An 18,736-nucleotide genomic window follows, 5' to 3' on the forward strand; every position below is an offset into this window, starting at 1 on the left:
CATTATGTCTTCAAGTTCTTCACCTCCCCTGCTCTTATTTCGATAGCTGTTTCATCCACTCCGATCCACACAGATATGGCTGAAGGGTTATGTACAATGTAGCCGGAGGTCGAATAACGGAGCTGCCGGATGGCCCCCATGTAAGCAACAATTTCGGAATTGGTGGCATACCAGATATCGGTGTGACGCCCTACTAGCTCCCCGAACTGTTCGAGCATGCTCCAATTTCGGTCTCTCTCGAACTCATAGCTATGGCCCCACACATAAAGTAGTGCCATTCGCGAGTGCCTGGGCTTATCGGAGAGAAGTCTTTCGCCGTACTCCAGCATTTGTTTATGATGGCAAGTCGGATGCCATAGCAGGAAATCGGAAGGCATCTGGAACGTATGACTGCTGGTTGTCGTTCGAGCATATTCAATGCCAAGGCCAGGCAAAGCCGACACAACCTGTTCATTCCAAGAGCCATAGGGATAACTCATGCCACGAACAGGATAATTAGTAAGCGCTTCCAAAGCGGCGCGATCTTCCATGATTTCCATGACAATGCGATCCGGAGGGGATAGGTCCAGGAAGGGATGCGCTGTCGTGTGGGCAGATACTTCTTGCCCGGTGTACAACGTCCGAACTTCCTCCACTCCTATATAACCTGGCTTACCAAGAAAACCCGAGTTTAGATGAAACGCACCTTTCAATCCGTAATCGTTCATTTTAGCAACAAGCACACGATCCTCTTCTCTTCCATCGTCGTAGCTCAATGTAATGGCTTTCGTTCTTCCGCCGGGAAAACGGTCGTATTGTATCCTCAAGATGGTTCCTCCTTTGTTGGGGAATGGTGATGAAAATAACCATTCCACGAGCTTGCCGGTACCCTAAGAAGATTGAAATTTGCACATATAATCCGGTGAAGTATCCTCCTCCAACCACTGTTGTCATTGGGAATTTGAATCTAATCGCTTTGCAGCGGGTATTTCCCAATGACAAAGGTGGACGCTAAAGCTCTTCCGAGAGATACCTCACCTACTCTAAGGGCAAATTTCTAGAACTCACGGTTTATCGACAGCCTATGGAATGATTAAGAATACAACCATTCCCTATCTATAATAGCTATCATGAGATCCATTTCCGTTCTTTTGAAGGGAAGCGACTTATCCTGCTGAGTTATTTGCGGATCTTCCACTTTCGTGTAAGTGAGCAGCGCTTTACCCGAACCGGTAAACATACAATTCAAATCCATGAATTCGAACGGCCCGGTCTCGATGTCCCCCACCCTCTCCCATGTTATACCGGCGTCTCGCGACAAAGCAGCAGTTAACGGGGTACGCAGTCCGTAATGGTGTCTTGTAGGATCATAACAGCTATCGTTATAAAACAAGACCAAATCGTTTGTTCCTGGAATTCGTCTTAAGCAAGTGCACGATTCTGGGGCTTTTAATCCCGAGGTTTGAGGCAACGACCATGTTTCTCCCCCATCGTCAGAATAGGACAAGAACACGGACCCTAGCTGCGTCCGAAGCGACATGATCAGCTGCCCGGAAGGCAGCTCTGCCACCGATGCCTCCATCGCACCGCGCATTGGCAGGTCGACCGTCCCGCCTGACCTCCGCCAGTTGAGTCCCTCGTCGTCGCTTAGAAAGCAAGCAACGATATTATGCTGGCTCCCCTGATGCCCCGTTCCAAAGTGAAACGGCAGGAGTAATCGCCCGCTCGACAAGACATTCATCTGATTGGCGCCTCCCTGAAGCCATTGTCCATCGCTTCGATTCCATACATTGCCTGCATCCGACCAGCTTCTCCCTTCATCGGTGGAGCGGAATAAACACAGGGTTGAGCTGCTGCCCCCGTGATGACCTCTCAAGCAATGAAGCATCAGTTCACCCGACGGTAATCGGGTTAAACCGGGAGCTTGCACGTTATGGTCTCCTGGCTGAACGTCCACGAGCAAGGATTCCTCCCCCCATGTGCTTCCGCCGTCTCTCGATAGTTTGGTATAAATGCGACAAAGGCCAAAATCGCTTCCTCCCTCCAAGCTATCCTCGTACTTATGCCAAGCCAAAAGCAGGCTTCCATCCTTCAGCTGAACGACGCTGGCCGTATCATTACGAGGATTGCCCGTTCCGGCTTCCGCTACCTTACTGTATTGGATCACTCCATTCCACACTCGTCTCATTCCTCCTCCTGTCTAGGGAAATCAGGATGGAAGGCACTCTATCCATCCTGTACCAAAGCTTGGTGAATACTTACCGGCTGCGATGACAGATCATTATTCGTTAAAATTTCAGCTTGAACTCGTAAAAGTCTTTAGTCAAAAATGCCTTTGTTTTGTTGTCCTGATACCATTTGGCATACCATTCTTCAATATTTTTGCCGTTGTTTTTGTCCCAGGTGCTTTTGGCATCCTGAAATGCCTGATCAATCGTGTAGGAAGTTCCAGAAATAATGGCCTTGGTCCAAATATCTCCTATATTTTTAGTGGCGTTATTAAACGACGTTTGCAATTCCCCAGGCATAGCGGGAATATGTTCCGGATGCGTAAAGTCCGGCATAGGGCGTTTCTCGTCCAAATAAATATCATACGCCTGCTTCATAAGATCCAGGTATTGCTTCTCTATGGGGTCGCTAGGATTCAACGATGCCTGAAACTGACCGCAAGAACCTTCTACAATCGGCGAGAAGAGCATCGTATAGGCGGCTGTGTATTTGATCTTCGGATCTGTTTTTTCTTTATCAATGAATTGCTGGCATCCATTTGAGCCTTCCTTCCAATCTTCACCTTTGACTCCGTATTTTAAGGTTTGGCCTGTTTCCTTGGCTGCCATGAAATCAACATAGCTCATAACTGCCTCCGGATGCTTGGCGTCCGCATTGATCATCGCGGTCACTTGAACCGGGTTGGACAAGATAGGGCTGAACTGCCCGAATACGGTAGCAGGAAGCGGAATAACCTGTAATTCTGCATTCGGATCTGCCTTTTTCAGTGCTTTGAATGTTTCAATATCGGATTGATGTACGCTCGAACCCCACATCCCGATTTTTCCGGCAATAATCTCCTGCGCATACAGTCCCATGTAACCGGAGCCTTTTTTCGTTAAATAATCTTTGTCAATTAACCCTTCATCGTATAATTGCTTCTTGAAGGCAGCCGCTGCTTTCGCTCTGTCCCAATCCCAAACCATCTTATCGCCGGAGATGACCCAGCCTACATTGCCGAACATACTATCGATAACTTGGATGGAACGGGAGCCCATATCAAGCGTAATGGTATCCTTCTTTCCATTGCCATCCGGATCGTTATCTCGGAATGCTTTCAATACACTAATGAGCTCTTCCGGAGTTTGGGGTACTTGAAGGTTCAGCTTTTTGAGCCAATCCGACCTTACCATCAACACATTGTGCGGTCGCAGCCCATTAATTCGGCCAAACCCGTACATTTTCCCATCGGGCATCGTGGCTGCTTTTTTCAATGCAGGATATTGTTTAAGTAAATCCTTATAGGTCGTGCTATGCTTCTCAATTAAGTCATCGACGGGCAGGATTAATTTTTGATCATACAATTGGTTGCGGAACGGGCCGCTAAACTCCTGAATCAGCTCGGGAGCAGAGCCCGAGGCAAACAACGTGTTGAATTTTTGAACGGACTCAGTCCTTGGAATCGAAATGACTTTGATTTGGGCCGGTCCGTTCTGGGACATCCAGGTCACCCAGCGATTTTTCTCAATTGTCCCCTCTTCGGGAGGTGTATTGCCGGCATCGTACGCAGAAATGGTAATCTGCTGCTTCTGTTTATCTGCTTTGGGGCTTTCGCTTCCGTTCTGAGCTTCCTTGGAGCACCCTGCTGCGCCTATCGCAAGCATACAAAAACCGACGACGGCAGCTTTCCATAAATCCTTCCTCTTCCCTTTCATCCTGTGACCTCCTGTTTGCTTGTCTTTAACCATCATAACGCTAAACTCATCCTTTTACCGCGCCGATCAACACCCCCTTAACAAAATGCTTTTGAAGAAGCGGATACACGACGAGCATTGGGATTAACATCACGGTCATACCAGCAGAGCGAATCGATTCCGGGGTCAGCATTTGCCTATCCTCTTCCTGAATATTTTGAAGCTCGTTCATCAGATTCGATTGCGCCACCATCTGCTGGATGAGAACGGAAAGGTTATATTTGCTCGAATCATTGATATAAATGAGCACATTCATGAATGAATTCCAGTGACTCACTCCATAAAACAAAGCCAGTGTCGCCAATACAGGAGCGGATAACGGGAGTACAATTTGTGCGGCTAATCTCCATTCTCCGCATCCATCCATCCGGGCTGAATCTTCCAATTCCTCCGGAATGTTCTCAAAAAAAGTTTTCATAATCAGCATGTTGTAAGCACTGACTAAACCAGGGAGCCACAGAGCCCAATAGGTATCAATAATGCCTAGCGACTTCACTAATAAATAGCTGGGTATGAGTCCTCCGGAAAAAAGCATCGTAAAGATAATCAGCAGTGTCATGAACCGCCGCCCGATAAAATGCTTCTTGGATAACGGGTACGCGGCAAAAACCGTGATAAGCATATTCAGCGCCACACCGACTCCGGTAATCACAAGGCTGTTCACAAATGCATTGGGCACACGAGTTCCTTTCAGCAAAGCTTTGTACGAGTCCCAACTAAACTCTACAGGCCATACAAACACTTTGCCGGCCAAAATCGCGTGATTGCTGCTGAACGATAGCGATACAATATGAAGCAGAGGAAATAATGCGCTTAACGCCCATAGTCCCAAAAATAAAGTGTTGAATCCGTAAAATACTTTTTCACTTTGTGTAGCTTTCATTCATGCCTGCCCCCTTGTTAAGTCAGAACAACCCTTGATCAAATTTGCGGGCTATGGCATTGGCTGCCAACACCAGTACTAACCCGATAACCGATTCAAAAAGCCCAACAGCCGCCGTAAAACTGAACTGGCCTCCCTGTAGCCCCACACGATACACAAATGTCGAGATGACATCGGCTACCTCGGATACGGCTGGATTGGACAACATATACACCTTGTCGAACCCTACATCGATCAGCTTCCCCATCTGCAAAATGAACATCACGATGATCGTAGAGCGAATTCCTGGCAGCGTAATATGCCACATTTGTCTCCATTTGGGAGCTCCATCCATAGCAGCCGCTTCATACAAAGACGGATCGAGCGAGGATAAAGCAGCCAAGTAAATAATGGCGGAAAATCCGGCTTCCTGCCAAATGCCTGAACCAAAATAGATCGCAAGCCAGCTCGGGATTTTATATAGGAAAGGAATCGGTTCCTTCGAACCCGTAATCGCTTGCAATAATTCGTTCATCGCTCCGCTTGAGGAAAATATAGTAACTACGACCCCGGTGACGATAACTATCGATAAAAAATGCGGCAAATAAACGAGCGTTTGGACTACCTTCTTATACCACCTTTTGCGAATCTCATTTAACAGAATGGCAAGAAGGATGGGAAAAGGAAACCCGATAGCAAAGCCAAGAATGCTGATTAATAACGTATTGCGAAACACCCTCATGAAATCCGGGCTGCTCCATAACATCTCGAAATATTTAAATCCGGCCCACGGGCTGTTCCATATTCCTTCGCGGAGATTGTAATCCTTAAAAGCAATGATGATCCCTCCTATCGGAATATACTTGAATACGATGAAGTAGATCAGGACCGGTAGAAACAAGGTCCATAGGGGGATATTCGATCTCCATAATTTACTTCGCTCCGTGTTTGTACGAATATGCTTTTTCACCGCCACGGCTGCCATTTTCATTTTGCCTGCTCCTTTTTGTATGATCGTTTGTGGAATTGTCCCCAATATACCGGAGAGCCGTGATCCGGCACAATATACACCTTTTTTCTCAATAGATAGGACACAAAAAAAGGCTTCGCAGCTGCTCTCGAAGCGATCTTCGAAGGGCAAGCGAAGCCTAATGTACTTTTTTTTATTGGATAGATTGCAATAAGGATCCGCTCTCATAGCAGCCTGTTATTCACCCAGGCTTCTCAGCGGGCAGTATTCAATCGGCTTCCGTCGAAATTTTTCTGTATTCCCCCGGTGTAAGTCCTGTAGACTTCTTGAAAGCACGGATAAACGAAATCGTATGTAGGTAGCCAACCTGACCGGCAATGCTTTGAACCGTATCCCGGGTTTCTCGAAGCAGCTGCTTCGCCCTCTCAACTCTCGTCAGCATAAGGTAATCCATCATATTCATTCCAAATTCTTCTTTAAAAATACGGCTCATAAAGCTGGAGTTGATTTGAAACAGCTCCCCGACTCCCGTCATAGACAGATCCGGATCTTCATAATGCTCATCCAAGTAGGCTTTAATTCTATAGAGAAGTGCCGTTTGAGAATCTTCATCCTTACGTTTGATAATTTCCTCAAAGACAGCGTTTAGCTGCGCATAGAAATAAGAGTATAGCTCCGCCTCTGTCTCCAGTGGTTCCAGCCCCTCGTTTAAGGAGTTCAGCCCGTTCTTCCAGATCGTTTTCAGATCCGAGGATGTTTCGCTCATCTCACGATCGATGGAGAACAAAACGAGCTTCATCAGGTTAAGGACGCTATCTTTGGATAGGCTGGCTTCCGACGTCTGCTGAACGAACTCCTGCAGTTTGGCAGACCACCCGGAATCACCTTGCCGAAAAGTCTGTGCAATGCTCCGTAGTAATTGCGGCTGTACGACCAGTTCCTCTTCCTTCAGATGCTGAATATTATCCGAGGAGATGACTCGATTATTACCGAACTTGAATTTCATTTTGACAGCATGCACTGCCGCCTTATGGGATTCAGCTATATCATCGATCTCCTCCGCTAACGATCCGATACCGATGGTAATCGTAATATCCAGATTCACTTGAATCCAATCGCAAACTTCTTGCGTGATCGTCTCCACCTTGGAATCCAAATGGCCCGATTGAAACAAAACGGCCAAATGATCTGCCTGAAGCCATTCTGTCCATACTCGAATACGGTGCTTTTCCGCTACCTCTTGGAATACTCGTAGAATCGCATATTTTAATAAATATTGATCACGTTTATTATAGCGTACCGCAAAATCGGGAAATCGATCGATTTCCGCTAACGCAACGCGAGCAACATATCGTTCTTCCAGCATTTGCACGATCAGCTCATCGTCTCGATGGATCATATTTCCTTCAAGGAGATCCAAAAACAATTTCGTATGACGGTACTTTACATTTTCATTCTTCAACACCTGCTGGCCGTCCACTTGGTCTAATAACTGGTCTATCGCTGCCTCAATAAAGTCGAAGTCGTTTCGCTGCTCATTTCCAAGCAACTGCATGCTTTTTTGTGATTTGAATCGCTCCAAACGATCCGTTAATGCTTCGATCGGTTTGTAGTTTTTACGGGTAACGGCATACATCCAGTAACCCCCAAAAGCAATGACTAACAGCCATAGTACGTAGCAAGCATAAAATATGGCCGAGCTGAAGCCATACACCTTGGAGTTGTTAACCGAACTGTGCATACCCCATCCCGTATAATCCGACGTAACCTCAAAAGAATGTATTTTTTTCTTCCCGTATGTAACTTCACTCTCACCAATGGCAGCAATAGAACCGTTCTCTCTGTCTACAAAGTCCAAATGACTATATTGGGAATTAGCCATTTGCTCAATCATGGATTGAATAGCATAAGGACGAACATTAACAACAATGAGCCCTTGTCCTCCGGAAATGGTCGGAACCTTGCTGGTAAGAGTCAGTACCTTACGGGTCACCACTTCGTTTGAATATACGTTCATTTCCGAAACTTTACGCAAATCCGACCATTTCGACTTGGGCTGATGATGTATCACTTCCATTAGAAAGTCCCGATCTGGGAAGTTGTCGATGGAAATTCTTTCATCCCTTGTCAACACGATTTGATCCCGGAATCGGTACAAATACAGTGAGTCTATCAGTGGCGTTGCGTGAATGATATTTCGAATCCGTTCGCTCATTTCAAGTGAATCCAGATACTTATTCGTTTCCTTGGCAGGATCGAAAAATTTATCAAAGGTCACGCTGTTAAGAATTTCTTTTACGATTAATTGATCGATGGAGCGCAGAGCGTCATCGACGCTTTGGAGCATTTGCTTCGTCGCGACCTCATTTACCCGGTTGGCTTCATTGCCAATGGTTAATCGCACGGAAATAATGGAAATGAGAACAACAACGGACGATACTACAATGAAAATGGGAAGATAGGACAAGAGCAACCGATAATACCATTGTTTTCGCATCCGAACGCACCTTTCCTTAGGAAGTCGAAATTAACGCTCAGCGTTCTTCATTAAAAATAGCACACCTCGGGTGTGCTTGATAAGCTATCTTGCAGATTCATGTTCAGACGGTATCTATTTTCAAAAATTCAACCTGCTGCGCAAACAAGCGAATCTGCAACCGCTCTTCCTCTGACAGCTGTTGAATCGGCTTTCTCGGCAGTCCTGCTTCAATTCCTTGCAAATGCAAGATTTCTCTTTCAAAAGCGATGAAATCATATTTTAATAACTCAGCGATCACACGATTCGCTTTGGATTGCAGCATGCGAGCCGTAACCAAGTCCCCCATCTGAAAAGCACGGTACAGCTCGACGAATAATTCAGGCATGATGTTGTATGTACTCCCGATAGCACCGCAGCAGCCGACAGCCAGCCCCGCAAGCAGGCATTCGTCAGGACCGTTAAACACGTGGAAATCCGGACCGCACGCTTCTATTAACTGTTGAAGCTCGAAAGTGTCCTTAGACGTAAACTTGACCCCGATTATGTTCTCTACCTTAGATAGCTCCTCATAAAACGATACGGTAGATTGAACGCCCGTCATAGCGGGAAAGTGATAAATAATGAGCGGAATATCTGCAGCCATTGCAATATCCATATAATGCCCTCGGACCTGCTCTTTTCCGTGCTTGTAATAAAACGGCGCCACCGACGAGACTGCATCTGCGCCGAATCGGGCAGCATGCTTCGTAAGCTCCACACAGGTAGCCGTGTCCATTGCCCCAACATGAGCTATTACAGGAACGTCTCCCCTAACTTCATCTATTACGATCTCGAGAAACGCCTGACGTTCGCCAACGGTTTGCAGAAATCCTTCACCCGTGCTTCCGCTTAAATAAAAGCCATCCACCTGTTTGTCCAGCAAATGACGAACGAGATGACGGGTTCCCGACTCGCTGATTCTCCCCTCACGATCATAAGGAGTAATCAATGCGGGGATAATTCCTTTGAATTTGTTCAAGGCCGACATAGTAGATTCACCTGTATCCTTTCGTTTTTTAGAAATTTATGTCATTAACAACGTTCTGAGGCTTGCCTTCCAGAAAGAAGCGCACATTGTCCACAGCGGTTTGCAGCAGTCGCCCTCGGGCTTCCCTTGTTGCCCAAGCGATATGCGGGGTAATGATGCAATTGGATGCATGAAGTAACGGGTTATCTGAGCTAGGAGGCTCCATGGAAAGCACATCTAGCGCAGCTCCTGCGATTCTCCGTTCATTCAATGCATGTGCAAGATCCATCTCATTCACCAGTTTCCCGCGGGCAGTGTTAATGAGAAACGCATTAGATTTCATCATACCTAAATGAGTTTTATTTATAATGGCTTCTGTCTCTGGCGTTAACGGACAATGTAGGCTAATGACATCTGAATTCCGGAATAGTTCCTCCTTAGAAACCCATTGGAAGCCGTCAAAAGGAACCGCTCGATCCGTTTCTCCTCTTCCAGTTAAAGCGATCACGTTCATTCCTAACGCATTAGCGATACGAGCCGTCTGCACTCCTATCCGACCTGCACCGATAATCCCCATCGTTTTGCCAGCCAATTCAACTAGCGTGGCTTTCCAGTAACACCAATCTGGACTTGTGGTCCATGCCCCCAGTTGTACAGAATGTGCATGCATACCGACCTGATGGCAGATTTCAAATAGTAAAGCAAAAACAAATTGAGCGACAGAATCGGTTCCATAGCTCGGGACATTAGTAACCACCACTCGTTGGGATTCAGCAGCTTTTACATCAATTACATCATAGCCTGTAGCAAGAACACCGATATATCTTAGATCCGGCAGCTGCTGCAGTGTGGTTGCACATAGAGGCGTTTTGTTGGACAGCAGCAGATGAGCTCCTTGAGAACGTTCCAAAATTTTATTCTCAGGGGTTCGATCAAATATAGTCACATCCCCAAGCTTCAGTAATTCATCCCAGCTCAAATCACCAGGGTTTAACGAATATCCGTCCAGTACGACGATGTTCATGTTCAACTCCCTCATGTTACCCTTTTCTAATTTCATGTTCTTGCTATAATAGCAGTATCTGGAATTGGAGGTACAGCAGCATGTATCCGGAGTATTTATTCGAATATCCTAATATGAACTCTAGCTTTCCATTCTTTATGAAACGGAAGCTGCAGTGGAAAACGCCTTCCCACCGACATGACTTTGTAGAACTGACCCTAGTACTTAACGGTCAAGGCACGGAAACCATTAATGGCGCTACGCATGACATGCTGCCCGGTACCATGGTACTGCTGCTTCCATACCAAGTCCATGAAATCGTCTCCCATCCGAACCATCCACTCGAATTATATATTTGCAATTTCCCCCTGGATGTTATTTTTGAGCTTGGCGAATTGGATTCCGGATTACATAATATCCTGTTAGGCAGTACTACAGAGGCTAGACAGACATTCCTTCATTTGAGTGGTAGCCTGTTTGATGAAATGCTGCAAAGCTTCCATTCTATTTGGGATGAATACGAGAAGCCGAAGCCATTTGCAACGGTCATGTTAAAAGTGAATTTGCAGCTGGTGCTTACCCAGTTTGCCAGAAGCAGACTGCAGGCCATTCCGGGCATGACTACGCGTGCATTGTCCCAGACTCCAACATCCCAGACTCGTTCTATTTGGCCTATGATCAGCTATATTCATGAACACTACTTGGAGCCGCTCAGTCTTACCGATTTATCCGAGAGATTTTGTATTCATCCCTCATCCCTTAGCGAAATGTTTACCCGCCAATACGGCATTCATTTCATAGACCTGCTACATGAGCTTCGCGTCCGCCATGCATGCTCGTTGCTGCATGCTACAGAGATGCAGATCACGGAGATTGCTGAGGAATCCGGTTTTGGATCTTATTCTAGTTTTGTCCGAATTTTCCATAAAACCAAGGGGATATCTCCTAAAGTGTACCGGGTATCTCATCGTACCGGGACACCTACGAAATAAATCATACGGGATGTAAATCCTTTAGCCGATGATGGAGATTATCGTATCAACCCTATGCTTGCAGGAGATCCTTATTGATTTTAATAACGACGCGTTTGGTTACCGTTCCTCCTGCGGGGCTGCAAGCTGGTCGGTGCAGGTCGTCTGGAAAATAAATAACAAACATGCCTGGCTTTAGCAGCAATTCAAATTCATTCTCAACCGTTTCGTACAATGCATAGTCCTTGTCGTTCAATTGATCCTCAACCGGGACGTTAAGCTCGGATTGTCTGGCAACGACATGAATCTCTTCCCCTGCCACGACCATTTGAACATCGATATACTTGGCATGATGCTCCGATTTTCGTTCCAGTGAAACTACGGTATTGGCTTGTTGAACCAGAGCAACCATGTCCTCCCCAAGAAGTCTATAAGTTCCGATGTCAGCATTGTCCAGATCTGTCATGCGCAAATAATCAATCGCTTTACGCAAGATTGGGGCATATGCCCATTGTTCTTTCTCCCATTTGCTCAAGTCACCAAGGATCATGCTGACTCACTCCTCATTTCTTACCATTCTCCTGAAGTGCCGAACTGGTTCTTCACATTCACACCAAATTGTCTGCCTGCTTCATCCATCCCCGCGAGCAGTTCCTCCACCGTCTTCCCTGCTGCACTGCGTGCCGCTGGTATCACCGTACTGCACTCATTGCCGTCCATATAAACGGAAGCTGCCAATAATCGGGCTTCATCTTCCTTCGGGATGACCATAAAACCATGCTTGTCAGCATGAATCAACTGCCCTGGCTGAACCTTGCAGCCAAATACCTCTACTTCAATTCCCCAGCGAACCGGTGTGCTAAAAGCATGACCGACGCATGTTCTCCGAGCAATGGCTTTGAAGCCAGCATTGTTCATTTCGTCTGTGTCGCGGATGGCTCCGTCCGTGATGGTGCCGATACAGCCTAATGCACGATGGATATTGCTGTTCACTTCGCCCCAGAATGCGCCAATCACTCGCGGTTTATCCAAATCCTGCACTATAACAATCTTTGGCCCAGGCACACTAGCCACATACTTACGATACTCACTCCACGCACTCGGATTATTCTTGGGGTGATCCGGATTGCTCGGTTCAAATTGCACAGTAACCGCATAGCCAACCATCGGCCCCATGTGCGGCATAAAATCGCGGGTTTCCTCGAGATTGAAGCCTTGTGTAATATCATACTTCGTAATCGCCTCCCAACCGTTGTAGATCGTTGGTGTGTTCCATCGCTTCAGCTTCAGCAAATCTGTATGGGATAATTTCAACTCGAGTTCATCCTCCTCATCGAATATATCCCTATTGTAAGCAGTTCATTTGAGAGAGAACTTTCACTTTTTCGTCCGAACCTCTCAATTTTTCGCTAGAAAAAGGACTCCGACATCAATCAGGAGTCCCGAAAATTGTAAAATCATAAGTGAAAAGCTTGATCTAAAGTTCTAAGCGTGCATCCCACAGCGGGAAATTATAAATAGAACCATACTGTCCCAACCTTATTCTTCATTCATCTGCTATGATAAGAAGAGAAGAAGACAACTAAGGATTGATGAATATTTAAGTATGAACCGGAGACCCTTGGCGGTCTTCTTTCTATAAAAGAACATAAGGAGGGCGTGTCATTTGACTATACAGCTAAAAGCCATTACGCCTGACAATTGGCAGCAGTGTGTCCGTCTATCCGTCCATCAGGAGCAGGAGCGCTTCGTCGCTCCAAATGTTTACTCTATCCTGCAATCCAAATTCGAGCCGGATAAAGTACCCATGGCTGTTTATAGCGACGATACACCGGTAGGATTTGTCATGTACGGCTGCGACCCTGAGGATGACTGCTACTGGATTATTCGGCTGATGATTGATAAGAAGCACCAGGGTAAAGGTTACGGAAGGACAGCTCTAATTCAAGCAATAGAACTTATTCGTGCTCAACCAGATTGCAGCCCTGACCTTAAAATTTCATACAAACCGGAAAATACGGCGGCAGAACGGCTGTACGAAAGCTTGGGCTTTCACAAAACCGGTGAAGTGATAGGACGAGCACCGCATAAGGAAGTCGTCGCCAAACTGCAGCTCAATTAATAAGCTTAGTTTACGGCCGAGGTGGCCAAAATGCTTCAACGTCAACAAACCAGCCTATGACTCAACGAGATTGAGTATAGGCTGGTTTGTTTTATTAGCTGCAGCTTTTAGTATCGTGCAACGATCATTTTTTTACGTGTATAAAACTCGACCCCGTCTTTACCATTAGCATGCAGGTCGCCATAGAATGATTTCTTGTACCCTGAGAACGGGAAGAAGGCCATAGGCGCCGGAACGCCTACGTTGACTCCCAGCATTCCCGCATCGATATTTTCGCGGTAGTGACGAATCGCTTTCGCACTGTCCGTGTAAATGCAGCCGCCGTTAGCGAATTCTGAGGCATTGGCAAGCTCAATTGCCTCGTCCAGTGACTCCACCCGAACAATAGACAGTACCGGAGCGAAAATTTCATCGGTCCAAATTTTCATTCCCTGTTTCACATGGTCAAAAATCGTTGGTCCGACGAAGTATCCGCTGCCACTCGCTTCCGGCACCTCACGGCCGTCAAGAATCAACTGCGCTCCTTCTTGGGCCCCTGCATCGATGTACTGCAGCGTACGGGCTTTGTGGGAGTCGCGGATGACCGGTCCCAGGAAAATTCCGTCCTGAGAGCCATTGCCAATCGTAATGGCTTTGGCCGCATCTGCCAGCCGTTCCACCAGCTCGTCTGCTACACTGCCCACAGCAACAACCACGGATGTAGCCATGCAGCGCTCACCTGCTGAGCCGAAGGAAGCGTTGATGATCTCTTTTACCGTAAGGTCCAGATTGGCATCTGGCATCACGATGGAGTGATTCTTGGCGCCTGCAAGCGCCTGAACCCGTTTGCCATGAGCCGCTGCCGTCTTGTACACGTATTCTGCGACCGGCTGGGAGCCGACGAAGGAGATGGCACTGATGCTCTTATGCTCGAGCAGGCCGTTCACCACATCATGCGCCCCATGCACGATGTTGAACACGCCGTCCGGCAGCCCGGCTTCGGTCAGCAGCTCGGCAAGCCGGTTAGCCAATAGCGGCGTCCGCTCCGACGGCTTAAGCACGAAGGTGTTGCCGCAAGCTATCGCTAGGGGGAACATCCAGCAAGGTACCATCATGGGGAAGTTGAACGGCGTAATGCCGCCTACGACCCCGATTGGATACCGGTGCATGTTGGACTCAATCCCAGTCGCAATGTCAGGCAAGGTACTGCCCATCATAAGAGTAGGAGCACCAGCTGCAAACTCGACACATTCAATGCCGCGCTGTACTTCGCCATAAGCTTCACCATAGCTTTTGCCGTTTTCCTTGGTGACTAGTTCTGCCAGTGACTTCCAGTTGTCAACCAGCAGCTGCTGGTATTTGAACAGAATGCGCGCGCGACGTGGAACGGCGACATGTCTCCATTCCTTGAAGGCTTCCGCTGCGGTAGCTACCGCCAGATTGACATCTTCCCGAGTCGATAATGGAACCGTAGCTAATATTTCTCCCGTTGCCGGATTCGGAACCGCCTCATATTGGGAAGACGTCGACTCGACCCACCGGCCGCCGATAAAATTTTTCAATGTGGGAACAGCTGCAGTTTGTGTAGGTTGTGTCATCACGTATCTTCTCCTTTTAGAACCCTAGAATGGAAAATTTTTTAGTCGCCGCTTCCTGTACGGCTGTCATAGGCCGCCCAAACAAGCTGATCCGGTCGAATGCCTTTGGCTTCTGCTCCATCTCGTCGCGCAGAGTGTTACCGAACGCCATGCGAAGCGCTGTGCCGATATTGATTTTGGCTACTCTATAGGATGCGAGCCTGCGCAGCTGATCGTCCGGGACGCCGCTGGAACCATGAATGACGAGCGGTATGCTCACCCGGCTTTGGATGCGCTCCAGCAGATCGAAGTCGATACTCGCGCCCTGTGTCTCCATCCGATGGACTGTCCCTACGGAGATAGCTACCGCGTCAATGCCCGTTTCACGAACGAACTGCTCTACCTCATCTGGATCAGACAGCTGATGCTTCATCGCGATAGACGGATCGCTATAGCCGACGGAGCCGATTTCCGCTTCGACGGAAATGCCTCGCTGATGAGCATAATCCGCGATTTCCTTCGTTCGGCGGATATTTTCCTCAAGCGACAGCTGCGAACCATCATACATAACGGAGCTGAAGCCGTTCTCGATTGCATCGGAGCAGGACTGGAAGTCTTTACCGTGATCCAGGTGGACGCACACCGGTACCGATGCGCTTTTTGCAGCCTGCAGCATAAGCGGGGCTAAGTATGCAAGCGGCATATGCTGAATAGCCGGAATGTTAGCCGCCAGAATGACTGGCGCGCGCTTCTCCTCCGCCGCCCGTACGACCGGGATGATATCCTCGTATCCGAATATATTGAACGCCGGTACTGCGTAGTCCCGCTCCGCGGCTTCATCGGCGATTTGTTTCAAGGTGACAAGCATGAAATGGTCTCTCCCTTCCTATCCCTAATGCATTTTTATTGATTTGTATGCTTATCGATAATTGCCTGAATTTCTTCTGCCGTGGGCATTGCATCCGAGCAGCTGTGACTTGAAACGACGATGGAAGCGGAGGCTGCTCCGAACTGCTGGCTTCTTGCGATGTCCCAACCGTTCATCAAACCGTATATAAATGCGCCCGCGAACGAATCGCCTGCACCGAAGGTCTTCACGACATTAGCTGGGAAGGTTGTTCCTGTGAAGCTTTGACCGTCTTTGGTAAAAGCGACCGAGCCGTCTCCGCCGTGCTTCACCAGCACGATCTTCGCGTGATGACCGAACCAGCGGTTGGCCGTAGCGGTATCGTCCTTTTGGAGTGGACCGTACGGGGCTTCCAGCAGGTCGAACTCTTCTCTTCCACCCAGAATCACATCGCTTTTTTCTGCGACCAGACTGCAGTAAATCCCCGTTTCCTCACGTGAGTTCCATGTATAAGGACGATAATCGATATCGAAGAAGACGACGACATTGTGCTTTCTAGCGAGTTCTACCGCTTTGAACACCGCTTCCCGTGATGGGCTTGCGGCCAGTGCTGTACCGGAGATCATGATTGCCTTCGCGTTCTTAATGTACTCTTCTCGAACATCGCTCGGCTCCAGCTTCAAGTCCGCCACATTATCCCTGTACATCAGGATGCTGCATTCAGTCGGCGATTTGATTTCGGTAAACGCAAGCCCTGTAACGGTACCGGATTTGTCCGTTATGACATTGGATGTATCGATTCCACGTTGCTCAAGATAATTCGTGATGAAGCGTCCGTGCTGATCGTCGGACACTCTGCCAATGAAGCCTGACTTCTTGCCCAGTCTTGCGATGGCGATAGTAATGTTGGCTGGCGACCCCCCGACATACTTGGTAAAGGTCCGTGTTTCTTCCATCGGACGGTGAATTTCATTGGCGTTCAAATCAATGCACAAGCGGCCCAAACCGATAAAATCCATCGGACGACTTTCATCAAATGTAATCAAGCTCATATTGACCTCCTCGATAGGTATTGATTTTGATTTATTTGGTCCATTCCTTAAATATCCACTCATGATCAGGATCATTCTTGAACTTCCACGTCCGGACAGGCCCGGCCATGACGTTCAAATAATACAAATCATACCCGGGTGGTGCAGATACCGGATGATAACCTCGCGGAACCAAAACAGCATCTCCATTGCTTACAGCCAGCGTTTCATTAAGCGACCGGTCGTCAGTATATACTCTTTGGATCGCAAAGCCATGCTCAGGTTGAATCTTATGATAGTAGGTTTCTTCCAAGTAAGATTGCTCAGGCAAGCGCTCCTCGTCATGCTTGTGCGGCGGGTAGCTCGACCAGTGACCGTTAGGTGTTAATACCTCGACGACGAGCAGACTGTCCGCCGGTTCATTTTCCGGTAAAATTTGATGAATTCGCCGCTCGGCGTTTCCTTTACCGCGAATCTCCACCTCAATCTGTGATGGAGAGATCAATCGGGCCTCGTACGTTCCTTTCCCCGGCGCCCTGCATACGGCCAGCTCCAAATCGGTGATAGCTTCGACCTCATAGTGGTCTCCGGATGGAACGTACACCGCATAGGGCGGAATTTGCTCGAACACGCTCATCCTTTCGCCTATTTGCTCCCAGCTCTGATCAGCCGTAGCTATGTTTGCCTTCCCTCCGATCAGGACAAGGCACACTTCCTCTTCCCCCGTCTCCTGCTGCAGCTGCTGTCCTGGTTCAAGGCGGTACACTTCAAAGCCAACGAATTTCCATCCTGCGGAATGGGGCGTTATGTTGAGCACGCGGCCGCCTTCCTCAGGCACTACAGCGCTGCTAACAATCAGCTCGCTCTTGGACATTGCTGTTCCTCCTTTTAGCCGATTCCGACTTCGATTTCGCTTAATTTCACCGGTCGTCCCTCAAGCAGGGAAACCTTGGCGGCGTACGCTATTTTCTCTGCCTGAAAAGCGTCGTTGCCGTCTACCGGCACCTGATTTCCATTCAAGATGCAATCGATGAACTGACGTGTCTCGTCGATGTATGAATCGTGGTACCTCTCCAAGAAAAAATATTTAGGATTATCACGAATAACTCCATTAGCTGTGCTGATTTCGGCGGTATTCGGATGGTCGTTCTGAACGCCAACACTGCCTTCGGAGCCGAATACTTCCACCCTTTGATCGTATCCATATACCGCCTTGCGGCTGTTATCAATGACGCCGAGCGCACCATTAGCAAACCTCAGGCTGATGATCGCCGTATCAATATCGTCCAATTCTCCGATTACCGGATCTACAAGCACCGCACCCAGAGCGTATACCTCCGTCACTTCACTGCCGGACAAATACCTCGCCATATCAAAATCGTGAATCGCCATATCCATGAATAGTCCGCCGGATACTTTGATGTAGTCATTACTTGGCGGCGCCGGATCACGGGACGTGATTTTGATTAAATGGGGTTCTCCGACGCGGCCGGCTTTTACGAGCTCACGCACTCTTTTGAAATTATGATCAAATCGCCGGTTGAAGCCCGTCTGCAAAATAACTCCTGCCGCCCGAACCTCCTCCAACGCTGCTGCCGTTTGGCGGTAATCAAGGCTGATCGGCTTCTCGCAAAAAATATGCTTGCCCGCTCTCGCAGCTTCCGTAATAAAAGGAACGTGCGTATTCGTAGAGGAGCATATAAAGACGGCATCAATATCCGGGTCTTCCATGATGTCCTTGTAATTATCCGTAACCGTAGGAACGCCGAGACCTGCAGCCCAATCCTTCAGTTCATCCGTGACATAAACGTCCGATATTTGGCGGATGGCGACCCGGCCGTTCCGTGTCAAGTGCTCTGCATGCAACCGGCCGATTCTTCCCGCGCCAATAATCCCAATGTTTAATTTATCCATAGTTTGACCTCACTGTCGTTCATTTAGGTTAAGC

At 48.0% G+C, this 18,736-nt stretch carries 17 protein-coding genes; 2 read left to right on the plus strand and 15 right to left on the minus strand.

Features of this window, described 5'->3' with window-relative positions; genetic code table 11:
* Positions 1–2: 2 nt before the first annotated feature.
* The 8 genes from BP97_RS0123080 to BP97_RS0123115 all read right to left on the minus strand — a co-directional run bounded on the left by BP97_RS0123080 (position 3) and on the right by BP97_RS0123115 (position 10,282).
* Positions 3–806 carry a polysaccharide deacetylase family protein gene (locus tag BP97_RS0123080; RefSeq protein WP_028551241.1) on the minus strand — a complete coding sequence of 268 codons (804 nt, stop codon included), beginning with the start codon at positions 804–806 and terminating at the stop codon, positions 3–5.
* 266 nt (positions 807–1,072) lie between these two features.
* Complete coding sequence (locus BP97_RS0123085) at positions 1,073–2,167, minus strand: sialidase family protein (protein WP_081824321.1); 1,095 nt, start codon at positions 2,165–2,167, stop codon at positions 1,073–1,075.
* A gap of 100 nt (positions 2,168–2,267) precedes the next feature.
* Positions 2,268–3,902 (minus strand): extracellular solute-binding protein, encoded by a 1,635-nt coding sequence (locus BP97_RS0123090; RefSeq protein WP_028551243.1) that lies wholly within the window; start codon positions 3,900–3,902, stop codon positions 2,268–2,270.
* A gap of 46 nt (positions 3,903–3,948) precedes the next feature.
* A complete protein-coding gene (locus BP97_RS0123095) occupies positions 3,949–4,824 on the minus strand; it encodes a carbohydrate ABC transporter permease (RefSeq protein WP_028551244.1) in 876 nt (291 codons plus the stop codon).
* Between the two features lie 22 nt (positions 4,825–4,846).
* Positions 4,847–5,794 carry an ABC transporter permease gene (locus BP97_RS0123100; protein WP_051620909.1) on the minus strand — a complete coding sequence of 316 codons (948 nt, stop codon included), beginning with the start codon at positions 5,792–5,794 and terminating at the stop codon, positions 4,847–4,849.
* A 247-nt stretch (positions 5,795–6,041) separates the two neighbouring features.
* The gene (locus BP97_RS0123105) at positions 6,042–8,270 is read right to left on the minus strand and encodes a helix-turn-helix domain-containing protein (RefSeq protein ID WP_028551246.1); all 2,229 of its coding nucleotides are present in this window, start codon (positions 8,268–8,270) and stop codon (positions 6,042–6,044) included.
* 103 nt (positions 8,271–8,373) lie between these two features.
* Positions 8,374–9,279, minus strand: coding sequence for an N-acetylneuraminate lyase (locus BP97_RS0123110; RefSeq protein ID WP_028551247.1), 906 nt, complete (start codon positions 9,277–9,279; stop codon positions 8,374–8,376).
* A 28-nt stretch (positions 9,280–9,307) separates the two neighbouring features.
* The gene (locus tag BP97_RS0123115) at positions 9,308–10,282 is read right to left on the minus strand and encodes a D-2-hydroxyacid dehydrogenase (protein WP_028551248.1); all 975 of its coding nucleotides are present in this window, start codon (positions 10,280–10,282) and stop codon (positions 9,308–9,310) included.
* An 80-nt stretch (positions 10,283–10,362) separates the two neighbouring features.
* Between BP97_RS0123115 and BP97_RS0123120 the strand changes: the two genes are divergently transcribed.
* Positions 10,363–11,253 (plus strand): AraC family transcriptional regulator, encoded by an 891-nt coding sequence (locus BP97_RS0123120; protein ID WP_028551249.1) that lies wholly within the window; start codon positions 10,363–10,365, stop codon positions 11,251–11,253.
* A gap of 52 nt (positions 11,254–11,305) precedes the next feature.
* Here BP97_RS0123120 and BP97_RS0123125 read toward each other — a convergent pair whose 3' ends face one another.
* Positions 11,306–11,782 carry a NanQ anomerase/TabA/YiaL family protein gene (locus BP97_RS0123125; RefSeq protein WP_028551250.1) on the minus strand — a complete coding sequence of 159 codons (477 nt, stop codon included), beginning with the start codon at positions 11,780–11,782 and terminating at the stop codon, positions 11,306–11,308.
* 20 nt (positions 11,783–11,802) lie between these two features.
* Positions 11,803–12,546 carry an RraA family protein gene (locus tag BP97_RS0123130; protein WP_156043291.1) on the minus strand — a complete coding sequence of 248 codons (744 nt, stop codon included), beginning with the start codon at positions 12,544–12,546 and terminating at the stop codon, positions 11,803–11,805.
* 352 nt (positions 12,547–12,898) lie between these two features.
* Here BP97_RS0123130 and BP97_RS0123135 point away from each other — a divergent pair, with 352 nt between their 5' ends.
* A complete protein-coding gene (locus tag BP97_RS0123135; protein ID WP_028551252.1) occupies positions 12,899–13,354 on the plus strand; it encodes a GNAT family N-acetyltransferase in 456 nt (151 codons plus the stop codon).
* Between the two features lie 107 nt (positions 13,355–13,461).
* Here the strand turns inward: BP97_RS0123135 and BP97_RS0123140 are convergent, their stop codons facing one another.
* Genes BP97_RS0123140 through iolG form a run of 5 tightly spaced genes read right to left on the minus strand, consistent with a single transcriptional unit; the run spans position 13,462 to position 18,702 of the window.
* Positions 13,462–14,931, minus strand: a complete 1,470-nt coding sequence (locus BP97_RS0123140) for a CoA-acylating methylmalonate-semialdehyde dehydrogenase (protein ID WP_028551253.1) — start codon at positions 14,929–14,931, stop codon at positions 13,462–13,464.
* A gap of 16 nt (positions 14,932–14,947) precedes the next feature.
* Positions 14,948–15,778: a class II fructose-bisphosphate aldolase gene (locus tag BP97_RS0123145; RefSeq protein WP_028551254.1), complete on the minus strand. Its 831-nt coding sequence runs from the start codon at positions 15,776–15,778 to the stop codon at positions 14,948–14,950.
* A 35-nt stretch (positions 15,779–15,813) separates the two neighbouring features.
* Positions 15,814–16,809, minus strand: coding sequence for a 5-dehydro-2-deoxygluconokinase (iolC, locus tag BP97_RS0123150; protein ID WP_028551255.1), 996 nt, complete (start codon positions 16,807–16,809; stop codon positions 15,814–15,816).
* A gap of 31 nt (positions 16,810–16,840) precedes the next feature.
* Positions 16,841–17,662, minus strand: a complete 822-nt coding sequence (gene iolB, locus BP97_RS0123155; RefSeq protein ID WP_028551256.1) for a 5-deoxy-glucuronate isomerase — start codon at positions 17,660–17,662, stop codon at positions 16,841–16,843.
* 14 nt (positions 17,663–17,676) lie between these two features.
* Complete coding sequence (gene iolG, locus BP97_RS0123160; protein ID WP_028551257.1) at positions 17,677–18,702, minus strand: inositol 2-dehydrogenase; 1,026 nt, start codon at positions 18,700–18,702, stop codon at positions 17,677–17,679.
* Positions 18,703–18,736 lie beyond the last annotated feature (34 nt).

The sequence above is a fragment of the Paenibacillus sp. UNC451MF genome (assembly GCF_000686845.1).
Lineage (GTDB): Bacteria > Bacillota > Bacilli > Paenibacillales > NBRC-103111 > Paenibacillus_S.

Excerpts from the sequence above, each read along its gene's own strand:
- BP97_RS0123085 (WP_081824321.1), bottom strand. The coding sequence starts at position 2,167 with ATGAGACGAGTGTGGAATGGAGTGATCCAATACAGTAAGGTAGCGGAA.
- BP97_RS0123090 (WP_028551243.1), bottom strand. The coding sequence starts at position 3,902 with ATGAAAGGGAAGAGGAAGGATTTATGGAAAGCTGCCGTCGTCGGTTTT.
- BP97_RS0123095 (WP_028551244.1), bottom strand. The coding sequence starts at position 4,824 with ATGAAAGCTACACAAAGTGAAAAAGTATTTTACGGATTCAACACTTTA.
- BP97_RS0123100 (WP_051620909.1), bottom strand. The coding sequence starts at position 5,794 with ATGAAAATGGCAGCCGTGGCGGTGAAAAAGCATATTCGTACAAACACG.
- BP97_RS0123105 (WP_028551246.1), bottom strand. The coding sequence starts at position 8,270 with ATGCGAAAACAATGGTATTATCGGTTGCTCTTGTCCTATCTTCCCATT.
- BP97_RS0123110 (WP_028551247.1), bottom strand. The coding sequence starts at position 9,279 with ATGTCGGCCTTGAACAAATTCAAAGGAATTATCCCCGCATTGATTACT.
- BP97_RS0123115 (WP_028551248.1), bottom strand. The coding sequence starts at position 10,282 with ATGAACATCGTCGTACTGGACGGATATTCGTTAAACCCTGGTGATTTG.
- BP97_RS0123120 (WP_028551249.1), top strand. The coding sequence starts at position 10,363 with ATGTATCCGGAGTATTTATTCGAATATCCTAATATGAACTCTAGCTTT.
- BP97_RS0123125 (WP_028551250.1), bottom strand. The coding sequence starts at position 11,782 with ATGATCCTTGGTGACTTGAGCAAATGGGAGAAAGAACAATGGGCATAT.
- BP97_RS0123140 (WP_028551253.1), bottom strand. The coding sequence starts at position 14,931 with ATGACACAACCTACACAAACTGCAGCTGTTCCCACATTGAAAAATTTT.
- BP97_RS0123145 (WP_028551254.1), bottom strand. The coding sequence starts at position 15,778 with ATGCTTGTCACCTTGAAACAAATCGCCGATGAAGCCGCGGAGCGGGAC.
- iolC (WP_028551255.1), bottom strand. The coding sequence starts at position 16,809 with ATGAGCTTGATTACATTTGATGAAAGTCGTCCGATGGATTTTATCGGT.
- iolB (WP_028551256.1), bottom strand. The coding sequence starts at position 17,662 with ATGTCCAAGAGCGAGCTGATTGTTAGCAGCGCTGTAGTGCCTGAGGAA.
- iolG (WP_028551257.1), bottom strand. The coding sequence starts at position 18,702 with ATGGATAAATTAAACATTGGGATTATTGGCGCGGGAAGAATCGGCCGG.